The sequence below is a fragment of the Streptomyces sp. SID14436 genome, assembly GCF_010548465.1.
Lineage (GTDB): Bacteria > Actinomycetota > Actinomycetes > Streptomycetales > Streptomycetaceae > Streptomyces.
This window is the reverse complement of sequence record NZ_JAAGMD010000006.1, coordinates 1-18640: the sequence shown is the minus strand read 5'-3', so window position 1 is coordinate 18640 and position 18640 is coordinate 1. Positions and strand designations below refer to the sequence as shown.

The following is an 18640-nucleotide window of genomic DNA, read 5'->3' as shown; positions in this document are numbered from 1 at the left end:
CCTGCCCGGGGCGCCGCCGGCCGGGCCCGGGCGGCGGGGCCCCTCGCCCCGCCCGCTCCCTCGTCCGCCTTGTGCCTGCACGTACCGGTCCCCGCTCCCTGGTCCGACCTGTGGTTGACGCGATCCCCGCGGCGCGGTGCGCGGGCCGAACGGGTCGTCGCGCTGTCGTCGCGGTGTCGTCGTACCGGCCGGGCTCGAGAGACGAACGGATGTCGGCCACGCGTCGCCCGACCGACACTCACCGTAGTCGCCACCGCATCATGTGCGGTGGGCAGTTGACAAACTCCTACGGCGGACGTCCCGCTCTGGTATGAGGCCTCGTACGACAGACCGATAAACCCGCCACGGCACCGTCAAGAAGTGGTCAGAGAGCGGTCGGACCTGGTCATTCACGATCACGCGGTCATGACGAAGGCCGGGGAGCGCCTCGCTCCCCGGCCTCGTGTCGCACGCCGTCCGCGCGTCCTCCGTCAGCCCGCCGGGCGGGCCCGCGCACCCTCGGCGCCCTCGGACGCCCCACCAGAACTGTCACTCTCCGTATCATCCTGGGCCACGGCTGCCGCGGTGCCGGCGACGCCGATCGCGGCACCGGTGAGCGCCTCCTGCACCGGCCAGCCGCCCGCCGGCGCCTGCGCCACCCCACGCCACCACGGCCGCGAGGGCACCGCCCCGGAGGCGGGTTCGAAGGGCTCACCGGGCCGGGGCAGGGCGACGCGGGCCCCGGCCGCGCGGGCCGCCGCCACCGTGCCCTCACCCGGGTCGGCCCACGGGTGGGGCGCCAGGTTGAAGGTGGCCCAGTGGATGGGCAGCATCAGGCCGTGCCCGGCCCGGCCGCCCTGGAGGTCGACGTGGGCCCGCATGCCCTCCTCGGGCGTCATGTGGATGTCCGGCCAGAAGTCGGAGTAGGCCCCGATCTGGATCATCGTCACGTCGAAGGGCCCGTGGGCGGCGCCGATGTCCTTGAAGCCGTCGAAGTAGCCGGTGTCGCCGCTGTGGTGGACGCGGTGCCGCTCCCCGGCGACGACCCAGGACGCCCAGAGGGTGTGCTGGGTGTTGCGCAGGCCCCGGCCGCAGAAGTGCCGGGCGGGCGTGGCGGTGAGGGTGAGACCGCCGACCTCGGTGGACTCGTGCCAGTCCAGCTCGCGCAGCCGGGACGGGGCGACGCCCCAGTGCTCCAGGTGGCCTCCGACGCCGAGCGGCACGGCGAACAGGGTGTCCGTGTCCGCCAGCGCCTTGATGGTGGGCATGTCCAGGTGGTCGTAGTGGTCGTGGGAGATCACCACGACGTCGACCGGGCCGAGCGCGGCCAGCGGCAGCGGTGCCGGGTGCAGCCGCTTCGGTCCGACGAAGGGGAAGGGGGAGCAGCGCTCGCCCCACACGGGGTCGAAGAGGACCCGGTGCCCGTCGATCTCGGCCAGCACGGCGGAATGGCCCATCCAGGTCAGGCGCAGCCCGTCGGCCGGCGGGCGGGCGAGGTCGGCGAGCGTGGTGGCGTGCACCGGCACGGTCCCGAGGGGGGCCCGGCGGGCGCGGCGGTCCTTGTCGAAGTAGACCTTCGCCAGCTCCCGCGCCGAGCCGGAGGGGCGGGTCCGCGAGGGGCCGCCGGGATTCTGGAACACCCCGTCCCGGAAGTGCGGTGATCTGCGGATGCGCGCCATGCGCTCACCGCTGGGGTCCACGCCGAAGGCCGCGGGGCGCAGCGCTCGGAGCGCGGAGCTTCGGGAAGGGGAACCGGCCACGGCACCTCCAGGAAGAGTCGGTCGGACTTTCCATTATGTGCGGCCCGTGCGACATCGCTTTCGGTGCGGACCGGCGGGGCCCGGCCCGCAGGCCGTGGACGCCCGGCGGCCGCGGACGCCCCGGACGCCCGTCGGCCCGCCGTACCCCCGCGGTGCGTGAAGCCGCCGCCGTCGAGGGCCTCTTGGGCGGTGGCGGGGGGCCGGATTAGGGTGACGGGCGTGACGAGGGTGCGGTTGAGCGTGGCGGAGCGGCGCGGGGAGCTGCTGCGGGCGGCCATCGAGCAGATCGAGGCACGGGGGGCGGCGGCGGTCCGCATCTCCGACGTGGCCTCGGCACTCGGGGTGAGCAACGCGCTGGTGCTCTACCACTTCTCCACGAAGGAGCGGCTCGTCGCGGCCGCCTTCGCGCACGCGGCCGAGGCCGACCTGGCCCATCTGCGCAAGCTGCTGGGCCGGCGCACGACGGCCCTGCGCCGGCTGCGTTCGGCAGTGAGGTGGTACGCGCCCACCGGTCCGGCCAAGGGCTGGCGGCTGTGGATCGAGAGCTGGTCGATGGCGTTGCGCGAGCCGGTGCTGCGGGAGGTCGCCGCGGACCTCGACCGGCAGTGGAAGGCCGCGCTGACCGAGGTCATCGGCGAGGGCGTGGACGCCGGGGAGTTCCGCTGCGCGGACCCGGCCGGTGCGGCCCTGCGGCTGACCGCACTGCTCGACGGGCTCGCGGTCCAGATGACGTCGTACGGCGCGGCGGTGCCGCGCAGCCGGGCGCTCGTCTGGGTGGACGAGGCCCTGGCCCGCGAGCTGGGCCTGGCGCGGGAGGCGCTGACGGCTTCGGCGCGCTGACCGGTGACCGTGGCCGGACGCGGCGAGCCCGGCGGGCCGTGTCCCGTGTCCGGGACGGCCCGCCGGGCTCGCGCGCGACGCGTCACGCCACCGAGGCGATCCGCTCCTTGATGGCGTGCGGGGACAGCGTCCCCTTCGCCGTGACGTGGTCGCCGGAGGACTCCCCGCGCAGGCGTCGGCCGATCCAGGGCACCAGGTACTCGCGGGCCCACTGGACGTCGTCCCGCCGGACGTCGAACGTGCCCCGGGCCGGGAGCGGGGGCCAGGGCTGCTCGGGGTCGGCCGGGACCTCCAGGCCGAGGGCCTGGCCCGCCCGGAGCGCCACGCGGGTGTGGCCCTCGGGCGAGAGGTGCAGCCGGTCGGCGTCCCACGCCCTGCGGTCCTGGACGCTGCGCAGCGACCACAGGTCGAGCACCGGGCAGCCGTACCGGTCGGCGATGGCCCGCACATGTCCGTTGTACGTGGCGACCTTGCCGCGCAGCCGGCGGAGCACGGGCACGCCCCGGGTGTCGAAGCCGGTGGCGATCAGCACGGTGCCGGACGCGGCGGCGAGTGCCGCGACGGCCCGCTCGAACCGCTCGGCCACCTCGTCCGGGTCGGTGCCCGGCCGGATGATGTCGTTGCCGCCGGCGCAGATCGACACCAGGTCCGGGGCGAGCTCGACCGCCCGCGGGATCTGGTCCGCCACGATCTGGTCGAGCAGCTTTCCGCGCACCGCGAGGTTGGTGTACTGGAAGGCGCCTTCGGGCCGGCGGTCGGCGAGGAGCACGGCGAGCCGGTCGGCCCAGCCGACGAACGCGCCGTCGGGGCCGGGGTCCCCGACTCCCTCGGTGAAGCTGTCCCCCACCGCCACGTACGACCCGAATTCCACTCTGCTGTCTCTTCTCGAATCGTCTGCCACGGTCACCCATGATGACGTCTGGAATGTGACCTACGCGACCGTAGGAAAGGGTTGACGGACGGTGAGATAAACCACTCCGCCTGCTGATTCCCGCGCCCGTGCACCGCCGAAGGCCGACCCGGGGATCGGGGTCCGGCCTTCGGCGGCGTGTCAGGCAGGTCGGCGCGGGGGTCAGCCGATGGCGACGCCCTTCGAGCGGAGGTAGGAGACCGGGTCCACGTCCGCGCCGTAGTTCGGCGAGGTGCGGATCTCGAAGTGCAGGTGCGGACCGGTGGAGTTGCCGGTGGAACCGGACAGGCCGACCTGCTGACCGGCGCTCACGGCCTGGCCGGCCGAGACGGACAGCGAGGACAGGTGGGCGTACTGGGCGTAGTGGCCGTCGTCGAGCTTGATGACGACCTCGTTGCCGTACGCGCCCGCCCAGCCGGCGGAGACCACGGTGCCGGAGCCGACGGCCTTCAGCGAGGTGCCGGACGGGACGCTGAAGTCGACACCGGTGTGGTAGCCGCTGGACCACATGCCGCCGGCCACCTTGTAGCCGGTGCCGACGCCGCCGCCGGGCACCGGGGAGGTGTAACCGGAGGCACTGGCGGCCTGGTTGGCGCCCGTGGACTGCGGGGCGGTCTTCTTGACCGGGGCCTCGCTCTTGCCGGCGGAGGGCTTGGCGGGCGCGGTCTTCTTCTTCGGCGCGTCCTGGGCGGACGGGGCCGAGGAGGACTTCTTCGGGGCGCCCGTCGCGGCCTTGCCGTCGATGGACAGCTTCAGGCCGGGGTGGATGAGCGACGGGTCGTCACCGACGGCCTCGCGGTTGTCGGCGTAGAGCTGCTTCCAGCCGCCGTCGACGTTCTCGGTGTCGGCGATCTTGGCCAGGTAGTCCCCGGACTTCACGACGTAGGTGCGGGACTCGCCGTTCTTCGCGGTGTCCTTGCCGTCGGCCTTGGCGCCGGCGGACACGCTCTGGACTGCCTTCTCCGGAGCCGCCTGGGGGGTGGCGGCGTGGGCGCCGGTGGCGCCGAGGAGCGGCAGGGCGAGAGCGGCGCCACCGGTACCGGCGACGGCGATGGAACGGGCGAGACGCAGGGTCCTGGGACGGCGGTGCTTACCCTTGGCGGGCATGACGAATTCCTCTCCGGCGCCTGCGAGGTGAGCTGTCGGGTTCGGGCTGGAGATGCCCGGCCGCGCAGGGCGCGGCTTAACCCCAAGCCTGTTTCTCCGGAAGACCGGTAACAGGCAGTCGTACCTGTGGGTCCCCCGCTCCTGCCGTTCACGGGTCAGTGAGTGTGCGGGCTCCGGGCGGCGGCAGGATTAGGCGTCCGTCCGGATCGGTGGCGAACGTAAGCGACCAAGACGCAAAGGGACAAGCGAGGGGTTCCCCCTGAACGCCCTTTTCCGTGATCCACTCGGACAATTGCTGTCACCGTGCGTGGATTCCGTGTCCCGTGAATTGCCGAAAAGGCTTGTGGGGCAGGGGAATTACGTGAACATGGCGACAACCCGTTGTCACCACTATGACGATGCTCACGCGCCCCATTCCCATCTCCCTTTCTATCGGGGCACGTTATGGCGAATTCCCCGAAACGGACAGAACGCCTTAAACGCCGAATCAGGACTTCTTCCCGGCTCGTGATGTCGTATCGTCGAGGTGCCGTCGACGAGCCGCGTCGACGACGCCGAGTGGGAGGAGCCCCCGTGACGCAGCACATCCCGTCGACCGAACCCGAGCTGGCCGGGGTGCGCAATTTCCGTGACGTGGGCGGGCTGCCGACCCTGGACGGCCGGCGCGTGCGGCACGGGGTGCTGTTCCGCAGCGGCCACCTCGCCCACGCGACCGCCGAGGACGCCGCCTTCCTGTCGTCCCTGGGACTGCACACCGTCTTCGACTTCCGCAACGCGGCCGACCAGAAGCTGGAGGGCCCGGACGTCACGCTGCCCGGCGTGCGCAACGTGAACCTGCCGCTGAGCGACCCGGCCGACGGGGCGGAGTTCTGGCGGATGGTCCGTGACGGCGACCTGGAGCAGCTGCGTTCGATCCTCGCCGACGGCAAGGCCGCGGACCGGATGATCGCCTCCTACCGGGCGACCGTCAAGGGCCGCACCGCCGAGCACTCCCGGGTGCTGCACGCGCTCGCCGACGAGAGCGTGCCCGCGCTGATGCACTGCGCGGCCGGCAAGGACCGCGCGGGCCTGTCGGTGGCCGTGACGCTGCTGGCGGTGGGCGTGGAGCGCGACGCGATCTTCGAGGACTACCTCAAGTCCAACGAGCGGCACCGCCGCTACAAGGTGCACCGCAGCGGAAGCTCCGACTCGGCCTACTCCCCCGAGGTCATGGAACTGCTCAACCCGCTCTTCGACGCCCGCGCCGAGTACCTTCAGGCGGGGCTGGAGACCATCGAGGAGACGTGGGGCGGCGTCGACGCCTACCTGGAGCAGGGGCTCGCCCTCGCACCCGGGACCCGGGAGCGGCTGCGCACGCGCCTGCTGGACTGACCCCCGGCCGGGCAGCGGGCCGGGGGCACGGCCGCCCCACGGCCCGCTACTGCTTCGCGCCCACCGTGAACAGCAGATAGATGAAGCCCGCCACGACGTGGCCCGCCACGACGTAGACGAACAGGCGCACCCACAGGGCGCGCGGGAACTTCTCTTCCATGTTTCTCACGAGGCATCTCCGTGGGCGGGGCCGAGGCAGAGCGCGGCCGAGGGGCTCTGCAGCAGGGTATGCACGAACAGGAGCTCGACTCCGTCGGGGTCCTGCGCGGCGATCCGGTGCGGGGTGAGCGAGTCGAAGTGGGCGCTGTCGCCCGGGCCGAGCCGGTGCAGGGTCTCGCCGAGCCGGAGCAGCAGCCGGCCCCGCAGGACGTACAGCCACTCCTCGCCGGGGTGGACGCGCACGATGTCGCCCTGCGAACCGTGAGGGACGTGGACCCGCAGGGCCTGCATGCCGCGCCCGGGCGCGCCCGCCTGCCAGTAGGTCCAGCCGCCGGCCGTCGTGGGTTCCATCCCGGCGGCGCGCACCACGGCATCCCGTTCGGGGGCCGCCTCGCCGAGGAGTTCGGCGACCGTCGTACCGTAGACGCGGGCGAGGGACAGCAGCATGGGCAGCGAGGGCTGACGCTGTCCGGTCTCCAGCCGCGAGAGGTGGGCGGGCGACAGGCCGGCGTCGCGGGCCGCGGCCTCCAGCGTGAGGGAGGCCCTGCGCCGCAGCGCCCGCAGCTGCGGCGCGACCAGACCCAGTGCGTCGGGCCGGGCGGCCGACGGCTCTGTCTCGGGGGAGCTCATGCCCCTATTCAGCCCCCTGGTTTGCCCGACGGGCAAATTTTTTGCCTCAGAGGCAAAAAGGGGCGTCCTGATGTCGGCGACAGCAGGACACGGGCCCGCCGGTCAGCGGTTGGCGATCGCCTGCTTCACCAGCGTCCTGCCGAAGTCCCACACCAGGCCGCCGCCCTGGTGGGCGTCGTCCATCACCGCGGTGAAGGCGTCCACGAAGCGGTCCACCTCCGGCTCGCCGATGATCAGCGGCGGGATCAGTTTGATCACCTCCATGTGGTCACCGGACACCTGGGTGAGGATCCGGTGCCGCTGGAGCAGCGGCACGACCACCATCTGCGCGAACAGGCCCTTGCGGGCGGCCTGCAGCATGGCCCAGTGGCCGCGCAGCTTCAGCGAACGGGGCCGGCCGAACTCGATGCCGATCATCAGCCCCCGGCCGCGGATCTCGGCGAGCATCTCGTACTTCTCGGTCAGGGCCGCCAGCCGCGACCGCAGCAGCTCGCCCGTCCTGCGCACGTTGGCGACGATCTGCTCGTTCTCCATGACCGACAGCACCGCCAGGCCGGCCGCCATGGCCTGGGCGTTGGACCCGAAGCTGGCCGAGTGGACCAGCACCCGGTCCATGGACGAGTAGACCTTCTTGAAGATCCAGTCCTTGCCGAGGGTGGCTCCCACCGGTACGTAGCCGCCGGAGAGCGCCTTGGCCACGCACACCAGGTCCGGCTCCACGCCCTCCTCGTGCTGGTAGGCGTAGAAGTCCCCGGTGCGGCCGAGCCCGGTCTGCACCTCGTCGGCGATCAGCAGCGCCTTGTGCCGGTGCAGCAGCTCCTGCGCGGCCCGCAGGTAGCCGGGGGGCGCCTCGTGCACGCCCTTGCCCTGGACGGGCTCGACGATCAGGGCGGCCACGTCCCCCTTGCGCAGCTCCCGCTCCAGGGCGTCCAGGTCGCCGAGCGGCACGGCGGTGTCGGGCAGCAGCGGGGCGAAACCGTCCCGGAAACCGTCCTCGCCGTTGACCGACAGGGAGCCGGTGGTCAGGCCGTGGAAGGCGTGCTCGCAGTACAGGACGCGCGGTCTGCCGGTGACGAACCGGGCGAACTTCAGCGCGCCCTCCACCGCCTCGGTGCCGCTGTTGCCGAAGAAGACCCGGTCCAGGTGCGGGCTGTGCGCGAGCAGCTTCTCGGCCAGCAGCCCGGGCAGCGGCTGGCAGTCGAAACGGGTGAGGTCGGCCAGCGAGGCGTCCAGCACGTCGTGCAGCGCCTTGCGGATCACGGGGTGGTGGCGCCCCAGGCCCATCACCCCGAACCCGGCGAGCATGTCCAGGTGGTCGTTGCCGTCGGCGTCCCAGAAGTGGGCGCCCTCGGCGCGCTCGTAGACCTTGTCGAAGCCGATGGTGTGCAGCATGCGCGGGAGCTGGTGGTTGAGGTACCGGGTGTGCAGCTCGTAGCGCTCGGCCCCGCGCTCGGCGAGCAGCGCGCCGAGGTCGAACTCCCCGGTCTGCGACGACTCCGACGCGGACTCCGCGGTGGTCATGCCTGGTGCTCCTGTGGCTGTGGTGGCTGGGACGGTGTGGACGGCCGGGCCTTCTTCCGCTCCGCTTGCCGCTCGGCGGGGCCCGCGGCCCGTTTCTCCTGCTGCGCCGCGGGCTCCGCGGCCCGCCGCTCCTGCCGCACGGCGAGGCTCGCGCCGATCCGGCCGGCCACGTCGACCGGGGTCAGACCGATGTCGGCGAGCACCTCCGCCCGTTTGGCGTGGGCGAGGAACTGCTCCGGGATGCCGAACCGCCGGACCGGCACGTCGACCTCGGCGTCGCCCAGTGCCAGCGCCACGGCCGAACCCACCCCGGCCGCGCGGCTGTTGTCCTCGACGACGGCCACCAGACGGTGCCGGGCGGCCAGAGCGGGCAGCTCCGGGTCCACGGGCTTGACCCAGCGGGGGTCCACCACCGTGCAGGCGATGCCGCGGGCCTGAAGCAGTTCGGCGGCCCGCAGACACACGGGCGCCATCACGCCGACGGCCACCAGCAGCACCTCGGGGGCGTCGGCGCGGTGCAGCACGTCCATGCCGCCGATCCGGTCGACGGCGGGGACGCAGGGGCCGACCGACTCCTTGGGGAAGCGCAGCAGGGTCGGCGCGTCGTCGACGGCGACCGCCTCGCGCAGCTGGGCGCGCAGCTGGTCGGCGTCCCGGGGGGCCGCGATGCGCAGGCCGGGCACGACCTGGAGCACGGACAGGTCCCACATGCCGTTGTGCGAGGGGCCGTCGGCCCCGGTGACACCGGCCCGGTCCAGCACGAACGTGACCCCGCAGCGGTGCAGCGCGACATCCATCAGCAGCTGGTCGAAGGCGCGGTTGAGGAAGGTGGCGTAGACGGCGACGACCGGGTGCAGGCCGCCGGTGGCCAGGCCCGCCGCGGACACGGTGGCGTGCTGCTCGGCGATGCCGACGTCCCACACCCGGTCCGGGAACCGCGCGGCGAAGGCGCCGAGGCCGACCGGGTGGAGCATGGCGGCGGTGATCGCGACCACGTCCTCGCGTTCCTCGCCGATCCGGACGATCTCCTCGCCGAACACCGACGTCCAGGACGGCCCGCCGGACGGCGACAGCGGGGCGCAGGTGAGCGGGTCCATCACGCCGACGGTGTGGAAGTGGTCCTCCTCGTGGGCGAGGGCGGGCTCGTAGCCGCGGCCCTTCTCGGTGAGGCAGTGGACCAGGACCGGGCCGTGGAAGCGTTTGGCCCGGCGCAGCGCGGACTCCACGGCCCCGATGTCGTGGCCGTCGATCGGGCCGACGTACTTCAGGCCCAGGTCCTCGAAGAGCCCCTGGGGCGCGAAGGCGTCCTTGAAGCCCTTCTTCGCGCCGTGCAGGGCCTCGTAGACGGTGCCGCCGACCACCGGGGTGCGCTGGAGCACGTCCTTGCCCCAGGCCAGCACCCGTTCGTAGCCGTCGGTGGTGCGCAGGGCGGCGAGGTGGTTGGCGAGGCCGCCGATGGTGGGCGCGTAGGAACGCTCGTTGTCGTTGACGACGATGATCAGCGGGCGGTCCTTGGCGGCGGCGATGTTGTTGAGCGCCTCCCAGGCCATGCCGCCGGTGAGGGCGCCGTCGCCGATCACGGCGACCACGTGCCCGGTGCCGCCCTGCACCCGGTGGGCCTTGGCGAGGCCGTCGGCCCAGCCGAGGGCGGTTGAGGCGTGGCTGTTCTCGATGACGTCGTGCACGGACTCCTCGCGGGAGGGATAGCCGGACAGGCCCCCCTTGCCGCGCAGCTTGGAGAAGTCCTGACGGCCGGTCAGCAGCTTGTGGACGTAGGACTGGTGGCCCGTGTCCCAGAGGATGCGGTCGGCCGGTGACTCGAAGACCCGGTGCAGGGCGACGGTGAGTTCCACCACGCCCAGGTTGGGTCCGAGGTGGCCGCCGGTCCTGGCGACGGCCTGCACCAGGAACTCCCTGATCTCGGCGGACAGTTCGGTGAGTTGTGCCGCGGACAGCGCCTTCAGGTCGCGTGGTTGTCGGATGCTCTCCAGGATCGACACGGTCGGGCCCCCTTCGCATTCCGTGCTGTTCAGCTCACGGTGACGGCCGGCTCCCCCGCCGCGACGCCGTCCTTCTCCATCTGTTCGGCGATCCGCATCGCCTCTTCGATCAGCGTCTCCACGATCTTCGACTCCGGCACCGTCTTGATGACCTCGCCCTTGACGAAGATCTGCCCCTTGCCGTTACCCGACGCCACCCCCAGATCGGCCTCACGGGCCTCACCCGGACCGTTGACGACACAGCCCATCACCGCCACCCGCAACGGCACGTCCATCCCCGTCAGACCCGCCGTGACCTCCTCGGCCAGCTTGTACACATCCACCTGCGCCCGCCCGCACGACGGACACGACACGATCTCCAGACCCCGCTGCCGCAGCCCCAGCGACTCCAGGATCTGATTGCCGACCTTGATCTCCTCCACCGGCGGCGCCGACAACGACACCCGGATCGTGTCCCCGATCCCCTGCGACAGCAACGCACCGAACGCCACCGCCGACTTCACCGTCCCCTGGAACGCCGGACCCGCCTCCGTCACCCCCAGATGCAACGGATAGTCGCACTGCTCCGCCAGCTGCCGGTACGCCTCGATCATCACCACCGGGTCGTTGTGCTTCACCGAGATCTTGATGTCCCGGAACCCGTGCTCCTCGAACAGCGACGCCTCCCACAGCGCCGACTCCACCAGCGCCTCCGGCGTCGCCTTGCCGTACTTCTGCAGCAGCCGCCGGTCCAGCGACCCCGCGTTCACCCCGATCCGGATCGGCGTGCCCCGCTCCCCCGCCGCCCGCGCGATCTCCTTGACCTGATCGTCGAACTTCTTGATGTTGCCCGGATTCACCCGCACCGCCGCGCACCCGGCCTCGATCGCCGCGAACACGTACTTCGGCTGGAAATGAATGTCCGCGATCACCGGGATCTGCGACTTGCCCGCGATCACCGACAGCGCGTCCGCGTCGTCCTGCGTCGGACACGCCACCCGCACGATCTGGCACCCCGACGCCGTCAGCTCCGCGATCTGCTGCAGCGTCGCCCCGATGTCCGACGTCCGCGTCGTCGTCATCGACTGCACCGACACCGGCGCGTCACCACCGACCGCCACCGACCCGACCTGGATCCTGCGGCTCCTGCGGCGCTCGGCCAGCTTGATCGGAACGGACGGCATGCCGAGAGAAATCGCAGTCATCTGCTGTGCAACCCCAAGTCGTGGATCAAGGTCCGGCTCCCGGTGAGCAGCGGGCTCCGGGTCCCGAGATTACGGTACGGGCCCGCGGCCGGGCACATCCCGCCGGTAAACCCATCCAAAGGACGACGGCCCGGAACCGGGCGGTTCCGGGCCGTCGTGAGGGGAACGTGCGGCCGGGCGGGCCTAGGAGATGCGGACCGGATTGACGACGTCGGCGACGAGGACGAGCAGTGTGAAGCAGACGAAGATCCCGGCCACCACGTAGGCCACCGGCATCAGTTTCGCCACGTCGAACGGTCCCGGGTCGGGGCGGCGCAGCACCCGGGCGAGGTTGCGGCGCAGCGACTCCCACAGTGCGCCCGCGATGTGTCCGCCGTCGAGCGGGAGCAGCGGGAGCATGTTGAACAGGAACAGGGAGAGGTTGAAGCCGCCGAGCAGCATCACGAACATGGCCATCTGCTGGGAGGCGGGGATCTCCAGCGTGGCGATCTCGCCGCCCACCCGGGCCGCGCCGACGACGCCCATCGGGGAGTCGGGTTCGCGCGGGCCGTCGCCGAAGGCGGCGTTCCACAGGGCGGGCACCTTCGACGGCAGGGCGGCGAGGGAGTCGACGGCGTCGCCGACCCGGTCGGTCATCCAGACCACGGATTCGCCGAAGTCCTGTTTCACGACGCCGGTGGCCGCGCTGAAGCCGAGGAAGCCCGCCTTGACGTACTCGCCCTCGACGTAGGTGCCGTTGCCGTCCTTCTTGGCGACCAGGTTGGTGGCGATCTTCGCCTGGAGGGTGACCTCCTCGCCCTTGCGGTCGACGACGATCGGCACCTCCTTGCCGGCGCTGTCCCGGATGAGGTCGGAGAGGGTGGCCCAGTCCTCGGTGCGCACGCCGTCGAACGCGACGATGCGGTCGCCCGCCTTCATGCCGGCCGCCTCGGCCGGGGACTCGGGGTCGGACGGGGCGCACTTGTCGCGGTTCTCGCTCTGGGAGATGACGCACGGCGAGACCGAGCTGACGGTGGTGGTCTGCTGCTGGATCCCGAAGCCCATGAGGACGGTGAGGAACAGCGCCACGGCCAGGACGAGGTTCATGAAGGGGCCGGCGAACATGACGACGACCCGTTTCCACGGCCTGCGCGTGTAGAACAGCCGCTTGTCGTCGCCGGGCTGCAGTTCCTCGAAGGCCGCCGAGCGGGCGTCCTCGATCATGCCGCGCCACGGGGAGGTGGAGCGGGCCTCCAGCCGTCCGTCGGGTCCGGGCGGGAACATGCCGATCATGCGGATGTAGCCGCCGAACGGGATCGCCTTGACGCCGTACTCGGTCTCGCCCCGCTGCCGCGACCACAGGGTCGGGCCGAAGCCGACCATGTACTGCGGCACGCGGATGCCGAACATCTTGGCCGTCGACAGGTGGCCCAGTTCGTGCCAGGCGATGGAGAACAGCAGGCCGACCGCGAAGACGACTATGCCGAGGATGAACATCAGGGTCGTCATGCACGCGCCTCCGCGCTCGCCGTCCGGACTGTCAGTTCCCGCACCCGTGCCCGGGCCCAGGTCTCCGCTTCGAGGACGTCCGACACCGTCAGCGAGGTTCCCGGCCGCGGGGTGCCGTGCTCCTCGACCACCCGCGTGACGGTCTCGATGATGCCGTTGAACGGCAGCGTGCCGGCCCGGAAGGCCTCCACGCACTCCTCGTTGGCGGCATTGAACACCGCCGGGGCGGTGCCCGCGAGCTCGCCCACGTGCCGGGCGAGGTTCACCGAGGGGAACGCCTCGTTGTCCAGGGGGAAGAACTCCCAGGTGGACGCCTTGCTCCAGTCGAAGACCGGGGCCGCGTCGGGGACCCTTTCGGGCCAGCCGAGGCCGATGGCGATGGGGCCCCGCATGTCGGGGGGCGTCGCCTGGGCCAGTGTCGATCCGTCCGTGAACTCAACCATCGAGTGGACATACGACTGCGGGTGCACGACGACCTCAATGCGGTCGAAGGGAATGTCGTACAGCAGGTGCGCCTCGATCACCTCCAGGCCCTTGTTGACGAGGGTCGCGGAGTTGATCGTGATCACCGGGCCCATGGCCCAGGTGGGGTGGGCGAGGGCGTCGTCGACGGTGACGTCGGCCAGCTCGGCGCGGGTCCGGCCGCGGAAGGGACCGCCGGAGGCGGTGACCACCAGCTTGCGGACGTCGGCGCGGGTGCCGGCGGCGAGCGCCTGGAACAGCGCCGCGTGCTCGGAGTCCACCGGGATGATCTGACCGGGCTCGGCCAGCGCCTTCACCAGCGGGCCGCCCACGATGAGCGACTCCTTGTTGGCGAGCGCGAGAGTGCGGCCCGCCTCCAGGGCGGCGAGGGTCGGGGCGAGGCCGATGGAGCCGGTGATGCCGTTCAGGACGGTGTGGCAGTCGGAGGCGGCGACCTCGGTGGCCGCGTCGGGCCCGGCGAGGATCTCCGGCAGCGGCTCCCCCGCGCCGTACCGCGCCGACAGCGCCTCGCGCAGCGCCGGTACGGCGTCCTGGCGGGCGACGGCGACCGTGCGCACCCGCAGCCGGTGGGCCTGCTCGGCGAGGAGGGCGGTCCGGCTGCCGTGGGCGGACAGGCCGGTGACCCGGAAGCGGTCGGGGTTGCGCAGCACGAGGTCGATGGCCTGGGTGCCGATCGACCCGGTGGAGCCGAGGATCGCCACGTCCTTCGGGCCGTCCCCCGTCACGGGGTCGTACACCAGATGAGGATCGGCCAGGGGAGCTGGAGCGTCGGTCATGGGCTCTATTGTGTCGGGTCGCGGAGGCTGCCGGGCCCCGCCCCGGCAGCCTGTCCTCCGTGTCCGTCGTCGTCCGGCCGCCGCGCGGACCGGTGGGTTCGTCAGCGGATCGGCCGGTGCACGTTCTCCTTCGTGCTCGGGCCGGGGGCCGCGTCCGCGATCCAGGGGCCGTCGCCGGAGGGGTCGACGACGCCCTGCTCCAGCCAGGTGTAGGTGCCGGACAGGACGCCCTTGACGACCTTGCGGTCGAGGTCGTCGGTGTTGGTCCACAGGCGGCCGAAGAGTTCCTCGACCCGGATGCGGGACTGGCGGCAGAAGGCGTCCGCGAGCTGGTACGCCTCGCGGCCGTGCTCGCCCCGGGCGCGCAGCAGTTCGGCGCGGACGCAGGCGGCGCTCATGGCGAACAGTTCGGCGCCGATGTCGACGATCCGGCCGAGGAAGCCCTGCTTGGTCTCCATCTTCCCCTGCCAGCGGGACATGGCGTAGAAGGTGGAGCGGGCCAGCTTGCGGGAGGTGCGCTCGACGTAGCGCAGGTGCGGTGACAGGTCGATGCCGTGCTTGAAGTCGCCGTACGCGCCGGGGAGCTGTCCCGGTCCGGCGACCAGCCGGGGCAGCCACTTGGCGTAGAAGACGCCCGCGTTGGCGCCTGCCCGGGCCTTGTCGCCGAGGGACTTCTCGGGGTCGATCAGGTCGCCCGCGACGGACAGGTGGGCGTCGACGGCCTCCCGCGCGATCAGCAGGTGCATGATCTCGGTGGAGCCCTCGAAGATCCGGTTGATGCGCAGGTCGCGGAGCATCTGCTCGGCGGGGACGGCCCGTTCACCGCGCGCCCGCAGCGAGTCGGCGGTCTCGAAGCCGCGTCCGCCGCGGATCTGGACGAGTTCGTCGGCCATCAGGCAGGCCATCTCCGAGCCGTACAGCTTGGCGAGGGCGGCCTCGATGCGGATGTCGTTGCGGTCCTCGTCGGCCATCTGGGAGGACAGGTCGAGGACGGCCTCCAGGGCGAAGGTGGTGGCGGCGATGAAGGAGATCTTCGAGCCGACCGCCTCGTGCAGCGCCACCGGCTTGCCCCACTGCTCGCGCGCGGCAGACCATTCGCGGGCGATCTTCAGGCACCACTTGCCGGCGCCGACGCACATGGCGGGCAGGGACAGCCGGCCGGTGTTGAGGGTGGTGAGGGCGATCTTGAGGCCCTGGCCCTCCTCACCGATCCGGTGGGCGGCCGGCACCCGGACCCGGTGGAAGCGGGTGACGCCGTTCTCCAGGCCGCGCAGGCCCATGAAGGCGTTGCGGTTCTCGACGGTGATGCCCTCGGAGCCGGCCTCGACGACGAAGGCGGTGATGCCGCCCCGGTGCCCCTCGGACTTCGGTACGCGCGCCATGACGACGAGGAGGTCGGCGACCACGCCGTTGGTGGTCCACAGCTTCACGCCGTCGAGGACGTAGTGGTCGCCGTCGGGCACGGCGGTGGTGGCGAGCCGGGCCGGGTCGGAGCCGACGTCCGGCTCGGTGAGCAGGAAGGCCGAGATGTCGGTGCGCGCGCAGCGCGGCAGGAACTTCTCCTGCTGCTCCCGGGTGCCGAAGATCTTCAGCGGCTGCGGGACGCCGATCGACTGGTGGGCGGAGAGCAGCGCGCCGATCGCCGGGCTGGCGGAGCCGACCAGGGCCAGGGCCCTGTTGTAGTACACCTGGGTCAGGCCGAGGCCGCCGTACTTGGTGTCGATCTTCATGCCGAGGGCGCCGAGCTCCTTGAGCCCGTTGATCACCTCGTCGGGGATGCGCGCCTCGCGCTCGATGAGGGCGCCGTCGATCTTCGTCTCGCAGAAGTCGCGCAGTTTGGCGAGGAACTCCTCACCGCGCTGGGCGGCCTCGTCGGCGGGCAGCGGGTGGGGGTGGATCAGGTCGAGCCGGAAGCGGCCGAGGAACAGCTCCTTGGCGAAGCTGGGCTTGCGCCAGTCCTGTTCCCGGGCGGCCTCCGCGACCTGCCGGGCCTCACGTTCGGTGACGGTGGGTCGGGTCGGAACCGGGGATGTCCCGGGTGCTGCGGACATGAGGCTCACCTCGCCGCGAATCGGGTGGAGTGGGTGCGTTACCGACTGGTGCTACCCGATCGTATGTACCCGATTCGTAGCGGACCCACCACCCTTCGTGCGGCCGTTCGGCCGATACCGGCCCGGCCGGGCGGGCGCGATGCGGGGGCACCGGCGAAGGGGCCCGGCGCCGGACGGTTCCGGTGCCGGGCCCCTTCGGACGGGACGGCAGGGGGCTCAGAGCGCGAGGCCGGTCAGCACCATCACGCGCTCGTAGGTGTAGTCCTCCATCGCGAACCTGACGCCCTCACGGCCCACGCCGGACTGCTTGGCGCCGCCGTAGGGCATCTGGTCGGCGCGGTAGGACGGCACGTCGCCGATGACCACGCCGCCGACCTCCAGGGCCCGGTGGGCCCGGAAGGCGGCCTGCAGGTCGTGGGTGAACACGCCTGCCTGGAGGCCGTACTTGGAGTCGTTGACGGCGTCGAAGGCCGCGGCCTCGCCGTCCACCTTCTGCATCGTCAGGACGGGCCCGAAGACCTCCTCGCAGGAGAGCGTCACGCCGGCCGGTACGTCGGTCAGCACGGTCGGTGCGTACGAGGCGCCGTCGCGCTTGCCGCCGGTGCGCAGGGTGGCGCCCGCGGCGACCGCCTCGTCGACCCACGCCTCGACCCGCTTCGCGGCGTCCTCGCTGATCAGCGGGCCGACGTCGGTCTTGTCGTCGTTGGGGTCCCCGGTGACCTGGGCCTCGACGGCGGCGACGACGCGGGGCACCAGCCGGTCGTACACGGACGCGTCGGCGATCACCCGCTGCACGGAGATGCAGGACTGGCCGCCCTGGTAGTTGGAGAAGGTGGCGATGCGGCTCGCGGCCCGGTCGAGGTCCTCGTCGCTCGCGAAGTCGGCGAGGACGACGGCTGCGCCGTTGCCGCCCAGCTCCAGGGTGCAGTGCTTGCGCGGCACCGAGTCCATGATCGCGTAGCCGACCTGCTCGGAGCCGGTGAACGAGATGACCGGCAGCCGCTCGTCCTGCACGAGGGCGGGCATGCGGTCGTTCGGCACCGGCAGGATGCTCCAGGAGCCGGCCGGCAGGTCGGTCTCGGCGAGCAGTTCACCGAGGATCAGGCCGGACAGCGGGGTCGCCGGGGCCGGCTTGAGGACGATCGGCGCACCGGCCGCGATCGCCGGGGCGATCTTGTGGGCGCACAGGTTCAGCGGGAAGTTGAAGGGCGCGATGCCGAGGACGACACCCTTGGGGAAGCGCCGGGTGAAGGCGAGGCGTCCCTGGCCGCCGGCGTCGGTGTCGAGCCGCTGGGCCTCGCCGCCGTTGAAGCGCCGGGCCTCCTCGGCCGCGAAGCGGAACACGGACACGGCCCGGCCGACCTCGCCGCGGGCCCACTTGACCGGCTTGCCGTTCTCGGCGGAGATCAGCAGGGCGATCTCCTCGGTGCGCTCGACGAGGCGCCGGCTGACATGGTCCAGTGCGGCGGCGCGGACGTGGGCGGGGGTGGCGGCGAACGCGTCCCGCACGGCGTACGCGGCGGCCACGGCCTCTTCGACCTGGGCGTCGGTGGGCACGCTGACCGTGCCGACGACCCGGCCGTCCCAGGGCGAGGTGACGTCGAAGTCGGCCTCGCCGGTGGCCTGGCGGCCGGCGAGCCAGAAGGCGTGGGTGGAAGTCATGGAGTCCCGGCCCTTCCGCGTTGGTGGGTACATGGATCGGTGAAAACCACGGTAGGGGCGGGCCGGTGGACGGTCGTTTGTCCGAGCCGTAGCAGTCGGGTGAGCGGCCACGCCGCTTTGGCGAACGCACGACTGTTCGGCGGGGCGGGGGCGGAGCTCCGGGACCCGGACACCCGGGCGCCGGCCGGCGGCCCGTCGCTCGGCCTCTCGCTCGGCCTCTCGGTCGGCCTGTCGCTCGGCCTGTCGGTCGGCTTGTCGCTCCGCCCGTCAGTCGGCCGACGTCGCCTTGAGGGCCAGCCACAGTTCCATGCGGACGTCGGGGTCGTCCAGGGAGCGGCCGAGGATCTCCTCGACGCGGCGCATGCGGTAGCGCAGGGTGTGGCGGTGCACGCCCAGGTCGGCCGCGGCGGCGTCCCACTGGCCGTGGCGGGACAGCCAGGCGCGCAGCGAGGCGACGAGGTCGCCGCGCCCGGTCGCGTCGTGCTCGTGCAGGGCCCGCAGCAGTCCGTCGGCGAAGGCCCGGACCGCGTCGTCGGCGAGGAGCGGGAGGACGGACCCGGCGGCCATCTGTTCGTGCTCGACGAGGACCCGGCCGCGCCGCCGGGCCACCGACAGGGCCTGCCCGGCCTGCTTGTACGCGGCCGACGCGGCTATCGGCCCGGCCGGCGCCGACAGGCCCACGACCAGGTCGCCCTCGTCGGCGCCCACGAGGGGCCGGG

General features: G+C 72.2%; 15 protein-coding genes and 1 riboswitch. Of the genes, 2 read left to right on the top strand and 13 right to left on the bottom strand.

Annotation, left to right across the window (positions count from 1 at the left end; all coding sequences use genetic code 11):
- Positions 1-470 precede the first annotated feature (470 nt).
- Positions 471-1739, bottom strand: a complete 1269-nt coding sequence (locus G3I53_RS00425; protein WP_164437911.1) for an MBL fold metallo-hydrolase — start codon at positions 1737-1739, stop codon at positions 471-473.
- Positions 1740-1958: 219 nt separating this feature from the next.
- Here G3I53_RS00425 and G3I53_RS00420 point away from each other — a divergent pair, with 219 nt between their 5' ends.
- Entirely contained in the window at positions 1959-2579 is a 621-nt protein-coding gene (locus G3I53_RS00420; protein ID WP_164337894.1) for a TetR family transcriptional regulator C-terminal domain-containing protein, read from the top strand.
- Between the two features lie 82 nt (positions 2580-2661).
- On the opposite strand, the gene G3I53_RS00415 is transcribed toward G3I53_RS00420, so the two are convergent.
- A complete protein-coding gene (locus G3I53_RS00415; RefSeq protein ID WP_343240529.1) occupies positions 2662-3450 on the bottom strand; it encodes an SGNH/GDSL hydrolase family protein in 789 nt (262 codons plus the stop codon).
- A 201-nt stretch (positions 3451-3651) separates the two neighbouring features.
- Positions 3652-4596, bottom strand: a complete 945-nt coding sequence (locus G3I53_RS00410) for a M23 family metallopeptidase (protein ID WP_164338080.1) — start codon at positions 4594-4596, stop codon at positions 3652-3654.
- Between the two features lie 4 nt (positions 4597-4600).
- A riboswitch (cyclic di-AMP (ydaO/yuaA leader) is annotated at positions 4601-4767 on the bottom strand.
- A 402-nt stretch (positions 4768-5169) separates the two neighbouring features.
- Between G3I53_RS00410 and G3I53_RS00405 the strand changes: the two genes are divergently transcribed.
- A complete protein-coding gene (locus G3I53_RS00405) occupies positions 5170-5967 on the top strand; it encodes a tyrosine-protein phosphatase (protein ID WP_164338081.1) in 798 nt (265 codons plus the stop codon).
- Between the two features lie 46 nt (positions 5968-6013).
- Here the strand turns inward: G3I53_RS00405 and G3I53_RS00400 are convergent, their stop codons facing one another.
- The 10 genes from G3I53_RS00400 to G3I53_RS00355 form a co-directional block, all read right to left on the bottom strand.
- Positions 6014-6136, bottom strand: a complete 123-nt coding sequence (locus G3I53_RS00400; RefSeq protein WP_164338082.1) for a DUF6126 family protein — start codon at positions 6134-6136, stop codon at positions 6014-6016.
- Complete coding sequence (locus tag G3I53_RS00395) at positions 6133-6756, bottom strand: XRE family transcriptional regulator (protein ID WP_164338083.1); 624 nt, start codon at positions 6754-6756, stop codon at positions 6133-6135. The genes G3I53_RS00400 and G3I53_RS00395 overlap by 4 nt, the downstream gene beginning before the upstream one ends.
- 102 nt (positions 6757-6858) lie before the next feature.
- Positions 6859-8277: an aspartate aminotransferase family protein gene (locus tag G3I53_RS00390; RefSeq protein ID WP_164338084.1), complete on the bottom strand. Its 1419-nt coding sequence runs from the start codon at positions 8275-8277 to the stop codon at positions 6859-6861.
- A complete protein-coding gene (gene dxs / locus G3I53_RS00385; RefSeq protein WP_343239704.1) occupies positions 8274-10277 on the bottom strand; it encodes a 1-deoxy-D-xylulose-5-phosphate synthase in 2004 nt (667 codons plus the stop codon). Before dxs ends, G3I53_RS00390 begins: the two co-directional genes overlap by 4 nt.
- A gap of 29 nt (positions 10278-10306) precedes the next feature.
- A complete protein-coding gene (ispG, locus tag G3I53_RS00380) occupies positions 10307-11461 on the bottom strand; it encodes a flavodoxin-dependent (E)-4-hydroxy-3-methylbut-2-enyl-diphosphate synthase (RefSeq protein ID WP_164437910.1) in 1155 nt (384 codons plus the stop codon).
- Positions 11462-11644: 183 nt separating this feature from the next.
- On the bottom strand, positions 11645-12937 hold the full coding sequence (locus G3I53_RS00375) for a site-2 protease family protein (protein ID WP_203591921.1): 1293 nt from the start codon (positions 12935-12937) through the stop codon (positions 11645-11647).
- An 8-nt stretch (positions 12938-12945) separates the two neighbouring features.
- Positions 12946-14208 carry a 1-deoxy-D-xylulose-5-phosphate reductoisomerase gene (gene dxr / locus G3I53_RS00370; RefSeq protein WP_164334505.1) on the bottom strand — a complete coding sequence of 421 codons (1263 nt, stop codon included), beginning with the start codon at positions 14206-14208 and terminating at the stop codon, positions 12946-12948.
- A gap of 101 nt (positions 14209-14309) precedes the next feature.
- Entirely contained in the window at positions 14310-16259 is a 1950-nt protein-coding gene (locus tag G3I53_RS00365; RefSeq protein ID WP_164334506.1) for an acyl-CoA dehydrogenase family protein, read from the bottom strand.
- 216 nt (positions 16260-16475) lie between these two features.
- Positions 16476-17921 (bottom strand): aldehyde dehydrogenase family protein, encoded by a 1446-nt coding sequence (locus tag G3I53_RS00360; protein WP_164334507.1) that lies wholly within the window; start codon positions 17919-17921, stop codon positions 16476-16478.
- A 267-nt stretch (positions 17922-18188) separates the two neighbouring features.
- Positions 18189-18640, bottom strand: a 452-nt coding sequence (locus G3I53_RS00355; protein WP_164437909.1) for a PucR family transcriptional regulator, incomplete at its 5' end; no start/stop codon positions are given.

Excerpts from the sequence above, each read along its gene's own strand:
- G3I53_RS00360 (WP_164334507.1), bottom strand. The coding sequence starts at position 17,921 with ATGACTTCCACCCACGCCTTCTGGCTCGCCGGCCGCCAGGCCACCGGC.
- ispG (WP_164437910.1), bottom strand. The coding sequence starts at position 11,461 with ATGACTGCGATTTCTCTCGGCATGCCGTCCGTTCCGATCAAGCTGGCC.
- G3I53_RS00410 (WP_164338080.1), bottom strand. The coding sequence starts at position 4,596 with ATGCCCGCCAAGGGTAAGCACCGCCGTCCCAGGACCCTGCGTCTCGCC.
- dxr (WP_164334505.1), bottom strand. The coding sequence starts at position 14,208 with ATGACCGACGCTCCAGCTCCCCTGGCCGATCCTCATCTGGTGTACGAC.
- G3I53_RS00395 (WP_164338083.1), bottom strand. The coding sequence starts at position 6,756 with ATGAGCTCCCCCGAGACAGAGCCGTCGGCCGCCCGGCCCGACGCACTG.
- G3I53_RS00390 (WP_164338084.1), bottom strand. The coding sequence starts at position 8,277 with ATGACCACCGCGGAGTCCGCGTCGGAGTCGTCGCAGACCGGGGAGTTC.
- G3I53_RS00375 (WP_203591921.1), bottom strand. The coding sequence starts at position 12,937 with ATGTTCATCCTCGGCATAGTCGTCTTCGCGGTCGGCCTGCTGTTCTCC.
- G3I53_RS00365 (WP_164334506.1), bottom strand. The coding sequence starts at position 16,259 with ATGTCCGCAGCACCCGGGACATCCCCGGTTCCGACCCGACCCACCGTC.